This is a genomic window from Brachymonas denitrificans, assembly GCF_907163135.1.
In the GTDB taxonomy this organism is placed as follows: Bacteria; Pseudomonadota; Gammaproteobacteria; order Burkholderiales; family Burkholderiaceae_C; genus Brachymonas; species Brachymonas denitrificans_A.
Genome location: NZ_CAJQUA010000001.1, coordinates 844,386 through 862,508, shown reverse-complemented (window position 1 = coordinate 862,508; position 18,123 = coordinate 844,386). Strand labels below are relative to the sequence as shown.

Genomic DNA, 18,123 nt, shown 5'->3' with positions numbered 1-18,123 from the left:
CATGAGCGCCGCCCTGCACACCCCCGCCATTTCCTCGCGCCTGCCAGCGGTAGGCACCACGATTTTCTCCGTCATGTCTGCGCTGGCCCAGCAGCATGAAGCGGTCAACCTCGGACAGGGTTTTCCGGATTTTCCGTGCGACCCGGCGCTGGTCGACGAGGTGCACCAGGCCATGCTGGCGGGGCACAACCAGTATCCGCCCATGCCCGGCGTGCCGGCGTTGCGTCAGGCCATAGCGGACAAGATCAGCCTCCTCTACGGGCAGCGCTACGATGCCGATGCCGGCATCACGGTGACGGCCGGCGCCACGCAGGCACTGCTGACCTGCCTGCTCGCCGTGGTGCAGCCCGGTGACGAGGTGATCGTGCTGGAACCCTGCTATGACAGCTACCTGCCCGGCATTGCCATGGCCGGCGGCATCCCGGTGCGTGTGCCGCTCAGGCCCGGCAGCTTTCGCCCGGATTTCGACCGCATTGCCGCGGCAATCACGCCGCGCACACGCGCCATCATGATCAACACCCCGCACAACCCTTCCGGCACGGTGTGGAGCGAGGCCGACATGCTGCGGCTGCAGGACCTGCTGGACGGCACCGAGGTGATCGTGATCAGCGACGAGGTGTACGAGCACATGGTGTTCGATGGCGCTCCGCACTGCAGCGTGGCGCGCTACCCGGCCCTGGCAGCACGCAGCATGATCGTGAGCAGCTTCGGCAAGACCTTCCATGTGACGGGCTGGAAGGTGGGCTATGTGGCGGCGCCCCCGGCGCTGATGGCCGAGTTTCGCAAGATCCACCAGTTCAACGTGTTCACCGTCAACACGCCGATGCAGCACGGGCTGGCACAGTACATGCGTGATCCGCAGCCCTACCTGCAACTGCCCGCCTTCTACCAGCGCAAGCGCGACCTGTTTGCCGAAGGGCTGCGCCACACCCGCCTGCAACTGCTGCCCTGCACCGGCACCTATTTCCAGTGCGTGCGCTATGACGCCCTCGCCGTGACCGAGCGCGACCTGCCAGAAGGCGAGTTCTGCCAGTGGCTGACGCGGGAGGTGGGTGTTGCCGCGATTCCGCTCTCGGCCTTCTACGCCGAAGGCTTCGAGCAGAAAATCATCCGCTTCTGCTTTGCCAAGCGGGATGAAACGCTGGCACTGGCGCTGCAGCGCCTTGCCAGCCTGTAAGGCTTACTTGCTGGCGGCTGCGTCCTGGGCACGCTTGGCCGCGGCTTCGGCCTTCTCCAGGGCCGCATTGGCAGCTGCCTTGCCTTCTTCCGTTGCCTGCTTGGCGGCAGCCTTGCCTTCGGCCGTGGCCTCCTGCACCGCAGCCTTGGCACGATCGGCAGCAGCAGCGGCCTTTTCCGCAGCGGCAGAGGCTGCCGTGGCAGCGGCCTTGCCGGCCATCTCGGCAGCCGAAGCAGCCTGATCCACCGCAGCGCTGGCCTGGGCGGCAGCGCGCTCATCCTTGGGAGTTTCTTCCTTCTTTCCGCAAGCCACCACGGACATGGCGGCAACCAGGGAGGCAACAAGCAGCGTGCGTTGGAATTTCATGATGGTCCTCGAATCGATGGGATGAATGGCTGCGCGGGAGTCCAAGCGCAGAGTCGTCGGAAGCTGACAATTTCATGACATCCCGACAAGGCAGACTGTAATGGAACTGCGCCGGATGTGGCAACGCTGTCTGCAACGGAATGTAATCGGGCAACGGATCGTTGCATGGTTGGCACCAAAAACAAAGGCCGCCCCGACTGAGCGGGCGGCCTTGTGCGACGCGGATGGCGTGATTACTTGGCGTGGCTGACCATGTACATCACGGCAGCTTTCACGTCCTCGTCAGGAGCGGTGGAGCCACCCTTGGGAGGCATCACGCCCTTCTGGCCGGTGAAGCCCTCGATGGAGTGCTTGAACAGTGTTTCTTCGCCCTGGGCAATACGGGGAGCCCAGTCGGCCTTGTCGTCCAGCTTGGGAGCGCCGGCAACGCCAGCAGCATGGCAGGCCTGGCAGGTGGACTTGTACAGGGCTTCGCCCTTGGCCAGGTCGAGGCCGGCAGCGGCACCTGCAGCAGCACCGGTCACGGCAGCGGAAGCGGCGTTCACGGCGGAGGCGGCAGCAGCGGCCGTAGCGGACGCAGCGTTATCGACGGCGGAAGCGGCACTATCCATTGCAGAGGCGGCGGTGTCAACTGCAGCGGAAGCGGCGGTCACGGCCGCAGAGCCAGCCATGTCAGCGGCAGAAGCGGCCATGTCGGCAGCGGAGGCAGCCTGGCTGGCGGCAGCCGTGTCTTCCTTCTTGCCACAAGCGGTCAGGGCTGCAGCGGCAGCCAGGGTCAGGACGAGCAGAGAGCGTTGAACGTTCATGAGTTGTTCCTTCGGTTCATTGGAAAATCAGAGTCAGGCACTTTCCGCAAACTGCTGGGCAAGCGCTGCCGACCAGTGCCACTTTAACGGACACCAGTTCCATTGTGTGTCAGACAACGCCGATTTGTGAGTTTATTGTCAGCTTTGCTGTTACACGGTGCAGTCTTACAACGAAGTCTTGACTTGACTCAATACACGAGTTGCTGCCACGCCTTCTCCAGTCGTTTTACGCTCACAGGCTGGGGAGTGCGCAGTTCCTGCGCAAAGAAGCTGACGCGCAACTCCTCCAGCAGCCAGCGGAACTCCTGCATGCGCGCATCCGTCTGGCCCTTGCGCTCGGCCAGCAAGCGCCAGTAGCGCTGCTCCAGCGGCTTGTGTTCGGCCATTTTCTGCGCATCGCGGGCAGGATCGGTGCGCAGCTTGTCCAGTCGCAGGGTGATGGCCTTGAGGTAGCGCGGCAGGTGCTGCAGTTGCGACCAGGGGGTTTCTGCCAGGAAGCGTTTGCTGCACAGACGCTGCAACTGCTGCGTGGCGTCTGCCACGGCATCGGGCTGGATCTTCGTGTCCTTGATCTTGCGCGTGGCGACGGCGAATTCGGCCAGCACCACGCCCGTCTGTCGTGCCACTTCCTGCGCGATCAGACTGAGGCGGCTCCTGCCCTCTTCCACGCGCCTGGCAAACGCCTCGGAATCGGAGGGAAGCGGATCAGCGAGAAAGGCGCGATCCATGGCCACGTCCAGGATCTGCTGACGCAGTTCCTCTGCCGTTCCCAGCGGCATATAGGCGGCGGCCATTTTCTGGAAATCCGGCAAGTTCTTTTCCAGATACTTGAGTGCGTCCCTGACCTGCAGGGCAAACAGCCGGCGCAGGCCGCTGCGGTGACGTGCGGCTGCCACTTCCGGTTCGTCGAATACCTCGATGCTCACGGCGTTGCCCTGGTCGATCAGGGCGGGAAAGCCGATCAGCGTCTGGCGGCCGCGGCGCATTTCCATGATTTCGGGCAGTTCGCCGAAGGTCCAGGCGGTGTAGCGCTGGTCTTCGGCCAGATTGCTGGCCATGGAAGCGCCTGAGTCCTGCCCTCTGGATGCCTTCCCCGCTGCGGTTTCCAGCGGCGCCTTGCGGGAGTCCGCCTTATCCGGCGCCTGCGGGCGCTTGCCGGAATCACCTGTCTCGCTCGTGCCACCCGACGTGCTGCGCAATTCCTGCCGCAGCACGGCCAGCGCCTGGAAAGCCCCGCGCGCCTGGCTGCCCAGCTCCGCCTTGAGCGCACCGAGATTGCGTCCCATGCCCAGCTGGCGGCCGTGCTCGTCCGTCACGCGCAGGTTCATGAACAGGTGTGCCGGCAGCATGTCCAGCTTGAAATCGTTGCGCTTCACGTCCAGGCTGGTGTGGTCGCGCACGGCCTTGAGCAAGGCATCCAGCAGGCTGCCGTGGGCAAAGCCGGGCTCATCCTGCAGTTGGGCGGCCAGCCGCGTGGCACTTTCCGGCAGCGGCACGAAACGGCTGCGCGGACGCTGCGGCAGGCTCTTGAGCAGGGCCTGGATCTTGTCCTTGAGCATGCCGGGCACCAGCCATTCGGCGCGGTCCTCACTGACCTGGTTGAGGGCGAACAGCGGCAATTCCACCGTCACGCCGTCGCGCGCATCGCCCGGCTCGTGCAGATAGGTGGCGCGGCAGTCCACGCCACCCAGGCGAATGGTGCGCGGAAACAGCTCTGTGGTGATGCCGGCCGCCTCGTGCCGCATCAGCTCTTCCTTGCTGATCTGCAGCAGCTTCGGGTTGCCGCGGCTCGCGCTGCGGAACCATTTTTCGAGCTGGTGGGCGTTGGTGACGTCTGCCGGAATCTGCGCGTCGTAGAAGGCATAGATCAGCTCGTCGTCGACCAGCACGTCCTGGCGACGCGACTTGTGCTCCAGCTCCTCGACCTGTCGCACCATCTTGCGGTTGGCTGCCAGGAACGGCAGGGAGGATTCCCAGTCATCCCCGACCAGCGCCTGGCGGATGAAGATCTCGCGCGCGCTAACGGGATCAATACGGTCGTAATCGACGCGCCGGTTGTTGTAGACCACGATGCCGTAGAGCGTGGCACGTTCCAGCGCCACCACCTTGCCGGCCTTCTTTTCCCAATGCGGGTCCAGCAACTGTTTGCGCAGCAGATGTGCGCCGACCTCTTCCAGCCATTGCGGCTCGATGTTGGCGATGCCGCGACCGAACAGGCGCGTGGTTTCGACCAGTTCCGCGCAGGCAATCCAGCGCCCCGGCTTCTTGCGCAGGTGGGCACCAGGATGGCGCCAGAACTTGATGCCGCGCGCACCCAGGTACCAGTCTTCATCCTCGCTCTTGAAGCCCACGTTGCCCAGCAGGCCGGCCAGCATGCTCTGGTGCAGCTGGGCATAGCTGGCGGGGGCCACGTTGTGCTTCCAGCCCTGTTCGCCGGCCACTGTCAGCAGCTGGCTGTGGATGTCGCGCCATTCGCGCACGCGGCGCACGTTGATGAAATTCTGGCGCAGCAGGGACTCGTACTGGCGGTTGCTGAGCCTGTGGGTAGGCGCAGCTGCGGATGCACTTGCGGCACCGGCTGGCTGAACACGCCCGGCCTGCGCTGTTTCCCGCTTGCCAGTGGGGCCTTGCGGTGTGCCCGTCTGGCCTCGATGGCCCTGGCCTTCCAGTGCCTGTGTCACCTGCCCGGCAGCCACCAGGCGTTGCGCCACCGGCAGCACCGCCTGCGAGGCGCCCTTGCGGGACAGCGCCAATTGTTGCGCACGCGCTGAAGGCAGCGAAGGGGAACCACCCCGCGCCTCATGCAGCCATTGCCACAGCTTGAGCGTGCTGACGAATTCGCTTTTCTCGTCGTCGAACTTGGCCTGCGCCTGGTCGGCTTGGGTCTGCTGTTCCAGCGGACGGTCGCGCACGTCCTGCACGCTCAGCGCCGAGGCAATCACCAGCGCTTCGTCCAGCGCGCCGCGCGCATTGGCTTCCAGCAGGATGCGCCCGATGCGCGGATCCAGCGGCAGGCGTGCCAGTGCGCGCCCCACGTCGGTCAGCTGGTTGGCAGCATCGACCGCACCCAGCTCTTTCAGCAACTGGTAGCCATCGGCGATTGCCTTGGGGCGCGGCGCCTCCAGGAAGGGAAAGCGCTCCACATCGCCCAGATGCAGCGATTGCATGCGCAGGATCACGCCCGCCAGTGAGGAGCGCAGGATTTCGGGATCGGTAAAGCGCGGGCGGCTGTTGAAATCCTTCTCGTCATACAGGCGGATGCAGATGCCGTTGGCGACACGGCCGCAGCGACCGGCACGCTGGTTGGCCGCGGCCTGGCTGACGGATTCGACCAGCAGTTGCTCCACCTTGTTGCGGTAGCTGTAACGCTTGACGCGCGCCGTGCCACTGTCAATCACGTAGCGGATGCCCGGCACCGTGAGCGAGGTTTCGGCCACGTTGGTGGCCAGCACGATGCGGCGGCCGCCGTGGCTGTCGAACACGCGGTCCTGCTCGGCTTGGCTCAGGCGTGCAAACAGCGGCAGCACTTCGGTGTTGCGCAACACCGGGCTGTGGCTCAGGTGCTTGCGCAGATGGTCGGCCGCTTCGCGGATTTCGCGTTCGCCGGGCAGGAACACCAGGATGTCGCCGCTATCTCCTGGGGAACGCCAGAGCTCGTCCACCGCATCGGCTATGGCCGTGTTCAGGTCGGTATCCTTGCTTTCCTCGAAGGGGCGATAGCGCGTCTCGACCGGATACAGGCGTCCGGACACCATCAGCACTGGCGCCGGCCCCTTGCGCGAGGCAAAGTGCTGGGCAAAACGGTCGGCGTCGATGGTGGCCGAGGTGACGATGACCTTCAGGTCCGGCCGGCGCGGCAGGATTTCCTTGAGGTAGCCGAGCAGGAAGTCGATGTTCAGGCTGCGTTCATGCGCCTCGTCGATGATGAGGGTGTCATAGGCCTTGAGCAGCGGGTCGCTCTGCGTTTCGGCCAGCAGGATGCCATCCGTCATCAGCTTGACGGAAGCGCCCTTCTGCAGCCGGTCCTGGAAACGGACCTTGTAGCCGACCACCTCGCCCAGCGGCGTGTTGAGCTCTTCGGCAATGCGCTTGGCCACGCTGCTGGCGGCGATCCGGCGCGGCTGGGTGTGGCCGATCAGGCGCGGTTTTTCGCCTGCGCGCGCATGTATGGCGCCGCGGCCCAGCGCCAGCGCAATCTTGGGCAATTGGGTGGTCTTGCCCGAGCCGGTCTCGCCGCAGACGATGACGACCTGGTGCTCGCGCACCGCTGTCATGATCTCGTCGCGCCGGGAAGATACCGGCAGGTTTTCGGGGAATTCAATCAGCAAAATGGATGCCTGGCGGCCGCAAGCCCGCCAGCGAATAGGGAAAAGCGTGATTATCCTTGATCACGCTCCTGTTGCACCCCTGGCTTGCAGCAGAAGGCCGAGGGCAATCGCCTTGCTGACCGCCTGCGCACGCGAGCGAACCTGCAGCTTGCGATAGATATTCTTCAGGTGTGCGTTCGCCGTCTGCACGCTGATGCCCAACTCCGTCGCCACTTCAGCACTGGTATGGCCTTTCGCCACCATCTGCAACACCTCCTGCTCGCGGAGGGTAAGACACTCCTCTCCTTGCGAAGCCCTGCCATCGAGACGTGCGCCCCGGGCTCCCGCCCCATTGCGCAACCGTGGCAAAAGGCGGCGGGTGATGCTGGCCGTCACGGGAGCCCCACCGTGGACCACTTCGAGAATGGCATCGCCATAGCTGACGAACCAAGAACTCTTGACCAGATACCCGGTGGCGCCTTTTTCGAACGCTAGCATGGCCAGTGCTTCATCGTCATCGATGGAGGTGGCAACCACCTCCACCAGCGGCATACATTGCTTGACCTGATCGATGACATCAAGACATTGTCCGCTCTGGAGCTGCAAATCGAGCAGCATCACATCGAACTCCTGCTGAGCCAGTATGCGCTTCACATCCTGCAGGGAACTGGCTATGGCACGCAAATCGATCCGCGGATCTTTCTGCAACTCGCCAGCAATCACACGCTGGGCGTGTGTATTACCTTCCACCAAAACGACCTGAATCGGACGATCTATCCTGCCAACATAGCGTCGCATGAGAAAATACCACAAAAGTAACAAAACCGTCACACAAAATTTTCGTCAACGGGCGAAATTTCTTGATGCTTTACACATGCTCCGAAATTTATCAAGATTGTTACCAACTTTTCTAGCGGGAAACACCGTTAACTTTTTGGGTTTTCTTGTATTTTTTCAAATAAACATGAATCTTACATTAAGTTACATGTGCACTTTTGTATTTATTCATTTGTGTTTATCCATATAAATCAAAGGCTTGTGTTTCATTTGCGAACGGTAGCCCGGAAGGATGGGTACCCAGATCTGGCGATTTCCAAAGCCTGGCAGACGAAACAAACTGCAGTCGTCGAGCAAACGGTGTAACACAACGCAAACACCGGCAGCCCGTCCGGCTGGCAGGCCCCTCCTGGCAGCCGTATCCATCAACAATCCTTGGAGAAACCAACATGAAACGCCTCGCAATCATTGCCGCTGCTTTCGCCACTACCGCTGCTTTCGCAGCTCCGGGTGAAGTGCAGATCAACGCCCCCTCCATCCAGGGCGTCGCTGCCATCCAGTCTTCCATCACCAACAAGGCTGCTGGCTTCATGGTCAAGGCACAGCAGAACGTCTCCACCAACACGGCTGGCGTTGAAATCAACAGCCCGTCCATTCAGCTGACAATTGCCAACGATTCCAGCCTGAGCAACGAAGCCAGCGGCTTCCTGAGCACTGCGAAGCAGAACCTGGCCACCAACGACGGCAACGTGACCGTTGACGCTCCGCAACTGCAGGTCGTTTATGCCAATGGCAGCAACATCGCCAACGAATCACTCGGCTTCATGACCGAAGCCGTGCAGAACCTGGCCAACAACTACGCTCCCGCTCCGTAAGCGTCCGGCCCTCCGTGGTGCAGCTGCCTAACTAGATGACAGGCAGCTGCATCCTGGTCATTATCACCACCAGGAGATCGGCATGTTCTTCAAACGCATTCCGCTGATTGCCGTCCTGCTCGTCGCCGGCTCCGCCACCAGCCCCCTGCTCGCAGGGCCCTGGGAGGACACAATTACTCTGAGCCGGCCCGTGCAGTATCTGAAACTGCCCAACTATTCCGTGCAGAAGTCCAGCCCGCTTGAAAAGACGGATGGCATGCCTGCGTCGTTACGCGCAAAAGTGGCGCGCTACCAGGCCAAGGCCAAGTCCCAGATGTCTGGCGACGGCACGATCTATACCGAGAAAGACGTGATTTCCAGAAGCTCCGGCAACGCCCTCCAGCGCACCTGCGTACAGGAAGTTGCAAGCAATACCTTTGCCACCACGCCGGGAGTGCCTGGCGCAACCAAGGGCAAGGGAGACCAGATCGTCGTCCTGCGCGGGGATGTCATCAACATTTGCAACTAAGCTGTTCACGCTGCGATGCCGGTTGCAGAGCAACATCCAGGATAGTCACGCACAGCCCCGAAAGTCAGTCATGCCGATTCAGATCCAGAAAGCAATTTCTTCCCATTTGCCGTGCCTGGCTGGCACGCGCCCGTCCTTCCGGCGTTTTCTTGTTCCTGCACTGACGACACTGCTCGCCACAGGCTGCAGCCTGCCCATCAATCCGGCACGGGATGCCGAGTTCCAGTCCTACGCCAGCATGTCATCCCGACCGGTCACCCGCCCGGTCCGGTCAATTTCGAGCTTCTCCGACTCGCTAATGTGCATGGACAAGCTGTTCCAGGAGGCGCGGGTCCCCACGACCCTGATCAGCAGCAAGTCTATCCCCGACTACTCCACGCGAGTGCCCGTCGCCACCAAGGAAATGATCATCACTGCGCTGTCGCAGATGTCGCGCCTGAGCAATGCCTTCCGCTATGTGGACTTCGAGGTGGACATAGCACGCCAAGACACCGTCCAGAACCTGACCACCATCCTGCTGAACAACAACCAGATGCAGTTGCAACGACCGGCACTGTACGTGTCGGGCGCAATGTCCTTTGTCGACCAGAACGTCATCAACAACCGCATGCAGCTGGGCACTTCGGCCACCCGCTTTGAAAGCGGCATGGGTTCCAATCGCAGTGCCACCGTGGTGGGCCTGGAATTGCACCTGGGAGATTTCAAATCCCGCACCATTATTCCCGGACTCGACTCCGCGAATGAAGTCATCATTGGAAACGGCGGACAAGGCCTGGATCTTTCCGGTCGGATCGGCAAGTATGGATGGGATTTCAATGTCGGTCGCGACTATGCGCTGGGTACAGGCGCCGCAGTACGTACCCTGGTCGAACTGGCCATGATCGAACTGACAGGCAAATGGGCGCGCGTGCCCTACTGGCAATGCCTGACACTGGAACAAACCCACCCTGCCTTCCAGCGACAGCTGCGCGAATGGTATGAATCCAGCGATCCACTGACGCGCCAGCGACTGATACAGCGCTCCCTCATCGCCCAGGGCTATCTTCCCCGTAGCGAGGCCCTGCTGCTCGCCAATAGCCCCATTCTGCGCGACGCAGTCGCTAGGTTTCAGGCAGATCAGGGTATTGTGGTCAATGGCATCATCGACTACACCACTTATGACCGCGTCCTGCGCAACTTCGTGAAGCTGGATGGGGATGGCAACTTCGAGCGCATCGGGTGGCAAAACACCAAGGCTGACAAACGTGATGCCGGCAGTCCTCTCCCAGAAGCTTCCGCCCCCCTGAAAATCGACTTGCAGATCGAAAACCCGGTCATTGACAAGACACAGTTCTATTCCGGCACCCCGCTATTCTTGTCGGTACGCCTGTCTCGGGCCTCGCACCTTTCGTGCTACCACGCCAGCCCGCAGGGGAACGTAATTCGCCTGCTTCCCAACATGTCGAATCCTGCGTCCTTGGTATCGGCCAACCAGACCATCCGCATTCCCGACTGGATGTCGCCCAATCCGCCGTTCGTACTGGATACGGGCGCCCCTGGCACTGAATCTGCGATCTGCCTGGCCACCAGCGAAGATCCCATGAAGAAGCTGCCGGCGCCCTACCAGGTTCCCGCCCTGACGCTGGTCCAAGGCGCCAGCGGCGTCGAAGGCGTGCGCCAGCAATTCGAGCAGGCATTCGGCAAAGAGGCAGTCGCATCCAGGACGCTGAAGTGGCAAGTCCTGCCCAAGCCTTGATACGAACCACAAGACCTCTGTCGAGCATGTCCAAACTGTCCACTCTGACTCGCCACGGCAAGTCTGCAACTTCCGCTGTCATCCTGCTGTTCACCTTGGGCGGTAATGGTGCAGCGTGTGCACAAGGCATGGACAAGCCCTTCCCCGGCGCTGGCCCGACTGCCTCTACCAGCCTGACGATCCCTGACCCGGCATTCGAGCAGGAAATATCCCGCCTGAAGTGGGAAGTGAATGGATCACCCCGTGGAAGCGCTTCCGCTGCCGATGCGGCTTGGCTGCTGGGCCTCATCTACCTGCATGGTGCAGGCACGCGCGCAGACCTTCCGCAAGCCTTCGACTGGTTCGCCCGCTCACTGGATCTGGGCGGGCAAGGCTGGGCACATGCCGGGCTTGCATGGTGTCACATGGAGGCCTGCAACGGAGAGAAGAACCTCGAGGCTGCATCCGTGCATATCACGGAACTCAGGCATACGCATCCAGGCCGAGCCGATTACCTTGCCTGGCTGCTTAGCACCCGCCATGGTACGGCCTTCCGTAGCAGTGACACTGCCAGTTCCAGGCAACTGCTGCGACGTGCGGCACGCTCCGGCGATGTACAGGCAGAAATCGAGCTGGGCTTGCGTGCGGCAACCAGCAACAATCTGCCAAAGGCCTCCGGACATGTCCGGCAGGACGCCCCGCACGCAGCATCCGCCCAAGCCGACATCCGCATTGTCCAGCAACCGGATAGCACGAGACAAGGACGCTACCCGGATGCCAACAGTCCGGCGGAGGACATTTACCGTGCGGCCCGCGCCAACCATCGTGGCGACGGTCGACCCAGAAATTTCACGGAAGCCATACGGCTCTATCGGCTGGCCAGCGCCAAGGGGAACCTCCCGGCAAGGAGGATGCTGGAACTGATCTACTCCCGTCCGAACAGTGCGGGTGGTGTCGACATTGGCTGGATGTCGCAACTTGCCAACGTCAACCTGGCCCCAGCGTCGCCCTTCATCGACGGTTCGCCAGCTCCCGACGCACGCCGCCTGCAACGCGACCCCACCCCGTTGTTCGACCTGTTACCTCCCCAATGGCAGAAGCGCGTACCTCTGGCAGGCCCCTGACAACTCCGGGAAACTCCTCATATCACCAAAGTTGACAACACAGGCTGCATCAGGGCAACACTTGCGTAACTAATTCACATGCTGGAGCACGCAAGACCTTTTACCCCGAAAGGAAAAGGCGGACAATCCGGGCATGGCAGTCGCGCGCGCGAAATTTATTCCCGCAAGCGACCTGCAAGCTCCTGCAAGAATCGAACAAGAAATCCCCTGCCCTCCGATGTCCGGCGTCTTCAACTTCACCTTTGTTCCCTGGTTCCGTTCCGTTGCGCCCTACATCCACATGCACCGTGGCAAGACGATCGTGATCGGGGTGCCTGGCGAGGCCATTGCTGCCGGCAAACTCGGCAACATCGCGCAGGATCTGGCACTTATCCAGAGCATGGGCGTGCAGATCGTGCTGGTGCACGGCTTCCGTCCGCAGGTGAACGAACAGCTCCGCGCCAAGGGCTACGAACCCCATTTCTACAAGGGCACCCGCGTCACCGACAGCGTGGCGCTGGACTGCGCGCTCGAGGCCGCCGGCCAGCTGCGCTACGAAGTCGAAGCCGCCTTCAGCCAGGGCCTGCCCAACACGCCCATGGCCGGCGCTACCGTACGCATCATTTCGGGCAACTTCCTCACGGCACGCCCGGTCGGCATCGTCGACGGCATCGATTACCAGCACTCAGGCCTCGTGCGCAAGGTCGACGCCACCGCCATCCAGACCATGCTCGATGGCGGCGCCATGGTACTGCTGTCTCCGCTGGGTTTTTCGCCCACGGGCGAAGCCTTCAACCTCACCATGGAGAACGTGGCCACCGAAGTCGCCAGCGAACTCCATGCCGACAAGCTGATCTTCCTGACGGACAACGGCGGCATCCGCCTGCGCCCGCTCGATCCCCCGGCGGACGACAACCCCATTGACACCGAACTGCCCCTGGCCTACGCCGAAGAGCTGCTGGCGCAGTTGCCGCCGGCCGAAAAGCCGTCCGACATGGGCTTTCATCTGCAGTACTGCGTCACTGCCTGCAAGAACGGCGTGGAACGCAGCCACATCGTGCCCTATCTGGTCGATGGCTCCATCCTGCTTGAAATCTACACGCACGATGGCATCGGCAGCATGGTGGTCGACGAAAAGCTCGAAAGCCTGCGCGAAGCCACCATCGAGGACGTGGGCGGCATCCTGCAGCTGATCGAGCCCTTCGAGAAGGACGGCACCCTGGTCAAGCGCAGCCGCACCGAAATCGAGCGCGATGCCGACCACTACACCATCATCGAGCACGACGGCGTGATCTTCGGCTGCGCCGCGCTCTATCCCTACCCCGAAGACGGCACCGGCGAAATGGCCTCGGTCACCGTCAGCCCGCAAGTGCAGGGCCAGGGCGACGGCGACAAGCTGCTGCGCCGCATCGAGCAGCGCGCCCGCGCAATGGGCCTGAAAAGCATTTTCGTCCTCACCACCCGCACCATGCACTGGTTCATCAAGCGCGGCTTCACCGTGGTTGATCCGACCTGGCTTCCGGAAGCCCGCAAGCGCAAGTACAACTGGGACCGCAAGAGCCTGGTGCTGGTGAAGAAGCTGCAGTAAGCCACGCATCCCGCGGCAGGCAATTGCTGCCGTGCCCGTGGCCCGTATCGAATGTCAATCTGAAAAAGGAGTTTCCTGCATGGTGACCCGCAAAACCACCCCCATCTCCCTCAAGGATCCCACACGTCTGGTGCGTTCCGGTGACGTGGTGATCGGCAAGAGTGCCGTCGAGAACATCGACAAGGTCGCCACGCATGATGCCTCCATGTCCGCCATGACGCGCCGCAGTGTTGCCATCGAGCAGATCCTGGAACAGGCCGAGGACAAGCTCGAGGCCATGCAGACGCTGCTGTCCCGCGCCTCAAAGGACGAGGTCGAAGCCCTCAAGCGCATGCTGGCCATCGACAGCTCCGTGGTACGCCAGAACGTCTCTGCCGACGAGGAGCTGGCTCCCGACTGGCGCAAGGGCGGCTACCCCTACAAGAACCTGATGAGCCGCAAGAACTACGAGAAGCAGAAGTACTCGCTTCAGGTAGAACTGCTCAAGCTGCAGGCCTGGGTCAAGGAGACCGGCGCCCGTGTGGTGATCGTGTTCGAAGGCCGCGATGCAGCCGGCAAGGGCGGCACCATCAAGCGCTTCATGGAGCACCTGAACCCGCGCGGCGCGCGCGTGGTGGCCCTGGAAAAGCCGACCGACGAGGAGCGTGGCCAGTGGTACTTCCAGCGCTACGTGAAGAACCTGCCCACGCACGGGGAAATCGTGCTGTTCGACCGCTCCTGGTACAACCGTTCCGGCGTCGAGCGCGTGATGGGTTTCTGCACCGATGAGGAATACCGCGAATTCATGCTGCAGGCCCCGCTGTTCGAGCGCATGCTCACCCGCAGCGGCGTGTTCCTGTTCAAGTTCTGGTTCTCCGTCAGCCGCGACGAGCAGCGCCGCCGCTTCAAGGAGCGCGAGCTGCACCCGCTCAAGCAGTGGAAACTCAGCCCGATCGACAAGGCCTCGCTGGACAAGTGGGACGACTACACCCGCGCCAAGGAAGCCATGTTCTTCGAAACCGACACCGTGGACGCCCCCTGGACCGTCATCAAGTCCGACTGCAAGAAGCGCGCCCGCCTCAACGCCATGCGCTACGTGCTGAACAAGGTGCCCTACGCCAACAAGGCTCTGGACAACATCGGCACGCTCGACACCCTGCTGGTCGGTCGCGCCAACAACATCTACGAAACGGGCGAGCGCCCCATGGGTGAAGTGCGCAACGCCTTCGAACTGCTGGCCAAGAACAAGTAAGCGCCGGTCCGGCAAGAGGCTGGCATGGTCGGCCTCCTGAAACAGCAAGGCCACTGGATTTCCAGAGGCCTTGCCTTATTGTGCCTGTTACTTTGCCGCACATTGCCTGCGCATGCGCAGCAGCCAGCCGATGCCGATCACGATCAGGGCCACAAAGCCCACGAAAGACCAGTTGGCGATCGTGCCGCCGAGAAAAGTCCAGTCCACCGCCGTGCAATCACCGCTGCCGGCAAAGATCTTGGGCAGCGCCTGACTCAGCGGCATCTGCTCGATCATGCCGTAGAAGTCGCGGCCGCAACTGTAGAACTCGGGCGGATACCACTGCAGCCAGGACTGGCGCGCCGCCACAAACGCCCCCGCAGCCGCCACCGGCACGATCAGAAGATAACTCGCCGCATGCCAGCGGCACCCCTTGCCCGCCCAGCCGGCCAGCGCCAGCAGCAGCACCAGAATATACAGGTAGCGCTGCACGATGCACATCGGACATGGCGTGAGTCCACCGTTGTATTGCAGGTTCAGCCCAAACGCCAGCATGCCCGCAACCACAACAGCAATCCAGGCCAGAGTACGTCGCGGCGTGTCGAAGAACAGGGAAATCAGCGCTTGCATGGGGCCACCTGCAGAAAATTGGCCTGCCCGGAGGGACTCGAACCCCCGACCTGCTGCTTAGAAGGCAGCTGCTCTATCCAGTTGAGCTACGGGCAGTGAAACGGCTGCCATTCTACCCAGCGCACACAGCAGCAAGAAGCTGCAGGCCAAGGCAGGAAAAGAAAAAGGACCGGCAAAGCATTTCGCCAGTCCTTTGTCATGTCTTGGTCGGAGCAGAGAGATTCGAACTCCCGACCCTCTGGTCCCAAACCAGATGCGCTACCAGACTGCGCTATGCTCCGCAAAGACGGTGATTGTAGCCTTTTGTACGCCCATCCGGCAAGCCGCCGCCAAATTTTTGGCAAATTTCCGCATCCTTGCCGCGTCGCGCATTGACCCCACGGCAAACCGCCACGTTGCTGCGTTAAAGTGAGTCATCCGTGCGAGCCTGCTTTCCGCGCGGACACAGAGCCAGAACAATATCCGGAGACTCCATGAGCAAACCCCTCAAGGTCCTGCGCGGCGTGCGCGTCGTCAGCCTCGCCCTCAACCTGCCCGGCCCCGCTGCCCTGCAACGCTGCAAGGAGATGGGCGCCACCTGCATCAAGCTGGAACCCCCTGCCCCCGCGGGCCAGACCACCAGCGACCCGATGCACATCTACAGCCCGGCCGGCCACGCCGAGATGCATGACGGCATCAAGGTGCTGCCCGTCAACCTCAAGACCGAACAGGGCCAGCGCCAGCTGCACAGGCAGCTCGAAAAAGCCGATGTGCTGATCACGTCCTTTCGCCAGAGCGCCATGCAGAAGCTCGGCGTGGACTGGAAGACCCTGCACAAGCAGCATCCGCACCTCTCGCTGGTCGCCATCTACGGCAGCACCACCAACCCCGATGAAGCCGGCCACGACCTGACCTACCAGGCCCAGAACGGCCTGGTCACCGGCCTGAACCTGCCGCCCACGCTGTTTGCCGACATGGCCGGCTCGCTCATGGCGAGCGAGGCCGTTTTGCAGTGCGTGCTGCATCGCCAGAAACACGCCAAGGGCACGCTGATCGAAGTCGGCCTCAGCCAGGCCGTGTCCTATCTGGCACGTCCCCGCACCAGCTTCGACATGCAGCATCCCAAGGCCCTGACCGGCGGAGGCCATGTAGGCTACCGCGTCTATGCCTGCAAGGACGGCCGCGTCGCCCTGGCTGCGCTGGAGCCGCACTTCTACCAGCGCGTCTGCGCCGAAGCCGGCATCGACCCCACCGTGCCCGACAGCATCCTGCTCGACAGCTCGCGCCAGGCCATCGAGAAGTGGCTGGCGGGCAAGACGCGCAAGCAGCTCGACAAGCTGGCACTGGAGAAGGACATTCCGCTGGAGACCCTGCCCCGGGACTGACACCGCAACGCCTCCACCCCCGAATGACAAACCGGGGAACCCATGTCCAGCCAGAAAACCCGCTCCCGCCGATTCCTCCGCCCGGAACAAAGGACCCCCGCGTGAAACACTCCGCCCACGAAAAGCACGACCTGGAAGCCCTTGCCGTCCGCGCCATGCGCGAACGCGGCCTCAAGCCCGAATTCTCGCCCGCTGCCCTGGACCAGCTCGCCGCCATCACCCATCTCGGCGAACCGCACGGCGGCGAAGTGCGCGACCTGACGGACCTGCTGTGGTGCTCGATCGACAACGACGATTCGCGTGACCTCGACCAGCTCACCGTGAGCGAAATGCTGCCCGGCGGCGCCGTGCGCATTCTGGTGGCCATCGCCGATGTGGACGCGCTGGTGCGCAAGGACACCCCCATCGACCAGCACGCCCGCCACAACACCACCTCGGTCTACACCTCGGCCGTGATCTTTCCGATGCTGCCCGAGAAGCTCTCCACCGATCTCACCTCGCTCAACCCCGACGGCCCGCGCCTGGCCATGGTGACGGACATGAGCTTCCAGCCCGATGGCAGCATGTCCGCCTCCAGCATCTATCGCGCCCGCGTCCATAACAAGGCCAAGCTGGCCTACGATTCGGTCTCGGCCTGGATCGACGGCGACGGTCCGCTGCCACCCGCTGCGGCCGCCGTTCCAGGCATGGACCAGCAGCTGCGCACGCAGGATTCGATCGCCCAGCAGCTGCGCGCATGCCGCCGCGAACAGGGAGCGCTCGAATTCCAGACCTTCCAGCCCAAGGCCGTGTTCGACGGCGAAAAGGTGATCGAGATCCGCCAGCAGGTGCAGAACCGCGCCCGCCAGCTGATCGAGGAATTCATGATCGCCACGAACGGCGTCACCGCGCGCTTCCTGGCCGCGCACCGCCGCCCCTCGCTGCGCCGCGTGGTGCGATCGCCCGAACGCTGGCTCAAGATCGTGGCAGTGGCAGCCGAATACAACGAAACCCTGCCCGAAGAGCCCGACGCACTGGCGCTGGAAAACTTCCTCGCCAAGCGCCGCAAGCTCGATCCCGAGCGCTTCCCGGATCTCTCGCTTACCATCATCAAGCTGATGGGCGCAGGCGAATACGTGGTGGAAGTGCCGGGCGGCCCCAAGCTGGGCCACTTCGGCCTGGCAGTGCGCGACTACTCGCACTCCACCGCCCCCAACCGCCGCTTCCCCGACCTGGTCACGGCACGCCTGCTCAAGGCCACGCTCAAGGAGCAGCCGGCCCCCTACTCCATCGACGAGCTGGCCAGCCTCGCCACGCACTGCACGCGCCAGGAAGGCGCAGCCAACAAGGTCGAGCGCCAGATGCGCAAGTCCGAAGCTGCGTTGGTGCTGGACAAGTACCTGGGGGAGATCTTCGACGGCATCGTCACCGGCTCCTCCAACGGCAACACCTGGGTGCGTATCTTCCTGCCGCCGGCCGAAGGCAAGCTGCTGGTGGCGGCCGGGGATCGCGTCAAGGTCGGCGAGCGCGTGCGTGCCCGGCTGCTGTCTACCGATGTGGAACGCGGCTTCATCGATTTCGAACTGGTATGTCAGTCCTGAACGCCCAGGCGCGCCGGCCGGCACCCGGCCGGCGTTCTGAATGACAGCACGGTGCAGGGCTCGGGCAGGCCTTTTGCACCTTGCAGAAAAACCATGCAATTGGTATAATCCAAAGTTC

General features: G+C 62.7%; 14 protein-coding genes and 2 tRNA genes. 9 read left to right on the top strand and 7 right to left on the bottom strand.

Annotated elements, in window-relative coordinates:
* Position 1: 1 nt before the first annotated feature.
* On the top strand, positions 2-1,177 hold the full coding sequence (locus KKQ75_RS04075) for a pyridoxal phosphate-dependent aminotransferase (protein ID WP_213360504.1): 1,176 nt from the start codon (positions 2-4) through the stop codon (positions 1,175-1,177).
* A 3-nt stretch (positions 1,178-1,180) separates the two neighbouring features.
* Here KKQ75_RS04075 and KKQ75_RS04070 read toward each other — a convergent pair whose 3' ends face one another.
* From KKQ75_RS04070 to KKQ75_RS04055, 4 genes are all read right to left on the bottom strand, one after another.
* On the bottom strand, positions 1,181-1,543 hold the full coding sequence (locus KKQ75_RS04070; RefSeq protein ID WP_213360503.1) for a hypothetical protein: 363 nt from the start codon (positions 1,541-1,543) through the stop codon (positions 1,181-1,183).
* A gap of 233 nt (positions 1,544-1,776) precedes the next feature.
* On the bottom strand, positions 1,777-2,349 hold the full coding sequence (locus KKQ75_RS13030; protein ID WP_250130996.1) for a c-type cytochrome: 573 nt from the start codon (positions 2,347-2,349) through the stop codon (positions 1,777-1,779).
* Between the two features lie 188 nt (positions 2,350-2,537).
* Positions 2,538-6,677: an ATP-dependent RNA helicase HrpA gene (hrpA, locus tag KKQ75_RS04060; protein ID WP_250130995.1), complete on the bottom strand. Its 4,140-nt coding sequence runs from the start codon at positions 6,675-6,677 to the stop codon at positions 2,538-2,540.
* 60 nt (positions 6,678-6,737) lie between these two features.
* Positions 6,738-7,454 (bottom strand): response regulator transcription factor, encoded by a 717-nt coding sequence (locus KKQ75_RS04055; protein ID WP_213360502.1) that lies wholly within the window; start codon positions 7,452-7,454, stop codon positions 6,738-6,740.
* A gap of 428 nt (positions 7,455-7,882) precedes the next feature.
* Between KKQ75_RS04055 and KKQ75_RS04050 the strand changes: the two genes are divergently transcribed.
* From KKQ75_RS04050 to ppk2, 6 genes are all read left to right on the top strand, one after another.
* Complete coding sequence (locus KKQ75_RS04050; RefSeq protein ID WP_213360501.1) at positions 7,883-8,308, top strand: hypothetical protein; 426 nt, start codon at positions 7,883-7,885, stop codon at positions 8,306-8,308.
* Between the two features lie 82 nt (positions 8,309-8,390).
* On the top strand, positions 8,391-8,816 hold the full coding sequence (locus KKQ75_RS04045) for a hypothetical protein (RefSeq protein WP_213360500.1): 426 nt from the start codon (positions 8,391-8,393) through the stop codon (positions 8,814-8,816).
* A gap of 70 nt (positions 8,817-8,886) precedes the next feature.
* Positions 8,887-10,551, top strand: a complete 1,665-nt coding sequence (locus KKQ75_RS04040) for a DUF4384 domain-containing protein (protein WP_213360499.1) — start codon at positions 8,887-8,889, stop codon at positions 10,549-10,551.
* Positions 10,552-10,577: 26 nt separating this feature from the next.
* On the top strand, positions 10,578-11,654 hold the full coding sequence (locus tag KKQ75_RS04035) for a tetratricopeptide repeat protein (RefSeq protein ID WP_213360496.1): 1,077 nt from the start codon (positions 10,578-10,580) through the stop codon (positions 11,652-11,654).
* A gap of 217 nt (positions 11,655-11,871) precedes the next feature.
* On the top strand, positions 11,872-13,221 hold the full coding sequence (gene argA / locus KKQ75_RS04030; RefSeq protein WP_213360495.1) for an amino-acid N-acetyltransferase: 1,350 nt from the start codon (positions 11,872-11,874) through the stop codon (positions 13,219-13,221).
* A 79-nt stretch (positions 13,222-13,300) separates the two neighbouring features.
* The gene (ppk2, locus tag KKQ75_RS04025; protein WP_213360494.1) at positions 13,301-14,452 is read left to right on the top strand and encodes a polyphosphate kinase 2; all 1,152 of its coding nucleotides are present in this window, start codon (positions 13,301-13,303) and stop codon (positions 14,450-14,452) included.
* Between the two features lie 87 nt (positions 14,453-14,539).
* On the opposite strand, the gene KKQ75_RS04020 is transcribed toward ppk2, so the two are convergent.
* From KKQ75_RS04020 to KKQ75_RS04010, 3 genes are all read right to left on the bottom strand, one after another.
* Positions 14,540-15,052: a disulfide bond formation protein B gene (locus tag KKQ75_RS04020; protein WP_213362664.1), complete on the bottom strand. Its 513-nt coding sequence runs from the start codon at positions 15,050-15,052 to the stop codon at positions 14,540-14,542.
* Positions 15,053-15,080: 28 nt separating this feature from the next.
* A tRNA-Arg gene (locus KKQ75_RS04015) sits at positions 15,081-15,157 on the bottom strand.
* 108 nt (positions 15,158-15,265) lie between these two features.
* Positions 15,266-15,342, bottom strand: a tRNA-Pro gene (locus KKQ75_RS04010).
* A gap of 192 nt (positions 15,343-15,534) precedes the next feature.
* Here KKQ75_RS04010 and KKQ75_RS04005 point away from each other — a divergent pair.
* Positions 15,535-16,425 carry a CoA transferase gene (locus tag KKQ75_RS04005; RefSeq protein ID WP_213360493.1) on the top strand — a complete coding sequence of 297 codons (891 nt, stop codon included), beginning with the start codon at positions 15,535-15,537 and terminating at the stop codon, positions 16,423-16,425.
* 101 nt (positions 16,426-16,526) lie between these two features.
* A complete protein-coding gene (locus KKQ75_RS04000) occupies positions 16,527-18,005 on the top strand; it encodes an RNB domain-containing ribonuclease (RefSeq protein WP_349772148.1) in 1,479 nt (492 codons plus the stop codon).
* Positions 18,006-18,123 lie beyond the last annotated feature (118 nt).

What these genes read in the sequence shown, in the direction of transcription:
- KKQ75_RS04075 (WP_213360504.1), top strand. Translation starts at nt 2, where the DNA reads ATGAGCGCCGCCCTGCACACCCCCGCCATTTCCTCGCGCCTGCCAGCG.
- KKQ75_RS04070 (WP_213360503.1), bottom strand. Translation starts at nt 1,543, where the DNA reads ATGAAATTCCAACGCACGCTGCTTGTTGCCTCCCTGGTTGCCGCCATG.
- KKQ75_RS13030 (WP_250130996.1), bottom strand. Translation starts at nt 2,349, where the DNA reads ATGAACGTTCAACGCTCTCTGCTCGTCCTGACCCTGGCTGCCGCTGCA.
- KKQ75_RS04055 (WP_213360502.1), bottom strand. Translation starts at nt 7,454, where the DNA reads ATGCGACGCTATGTTGGCAGGATAGATCGTCCGATTCAGGTCGTTTTG.
- KKQ75_RS04050 (WP_213360501.1), top strand. Translation starts at nt 7,883, where the DNA reads ATGAAACGCCTCGCAATCATTGCCGCTGCTTTCGCCACTACCGCTGCT.
- KKQ75_RS04045 (WP_213360500.1), top strand. Translation starts at nt 8,391, where the DNA reads ATGTTCTTCAAACGCATTCCGCTGATTGCCGTCCTGCTCGTCGCCGGC.
- KKQ75_RS04040 (WP_213360499.1), top strand. Translation starts at nt 8,887, where the DNA reads ATGCCGATTCAGATCCAGAAAGCAATTTCTTCCCATTTGCCGTGCCTG.
- KKQ75_RS04035 (WP_213360496.1), top strand. Translation starts at nt 10,578, where the DNA reads ATGTCCAAACTGTCCACTCTGACTCGCCACGGCAAGTCTGCAACTTCC.
- argA (WP_213360495.1), top strand. Translation starts at nt 11,872, where the DNA reads ATGTCCGGCGTCTTCAACTTCACCTTTGTTCCCTGGTTCCGTTCCGTT.
- ppk2 (WP_213360494.1), top strand. Translation starts at nt 13,301, where the DNA reads ATGGTGACCCGCAAAACCACCCCCATCTCCCTCAAGGATCCCACACGT.
- KKQ75_RS04005 (WP_213360493.1), top strand. Translation starts at nt 15,535, where the DNA reads ATGAGCAAACCCCTCAAGGTCCTGCGCGGCGTGCGCGTCGTCAGCCTC.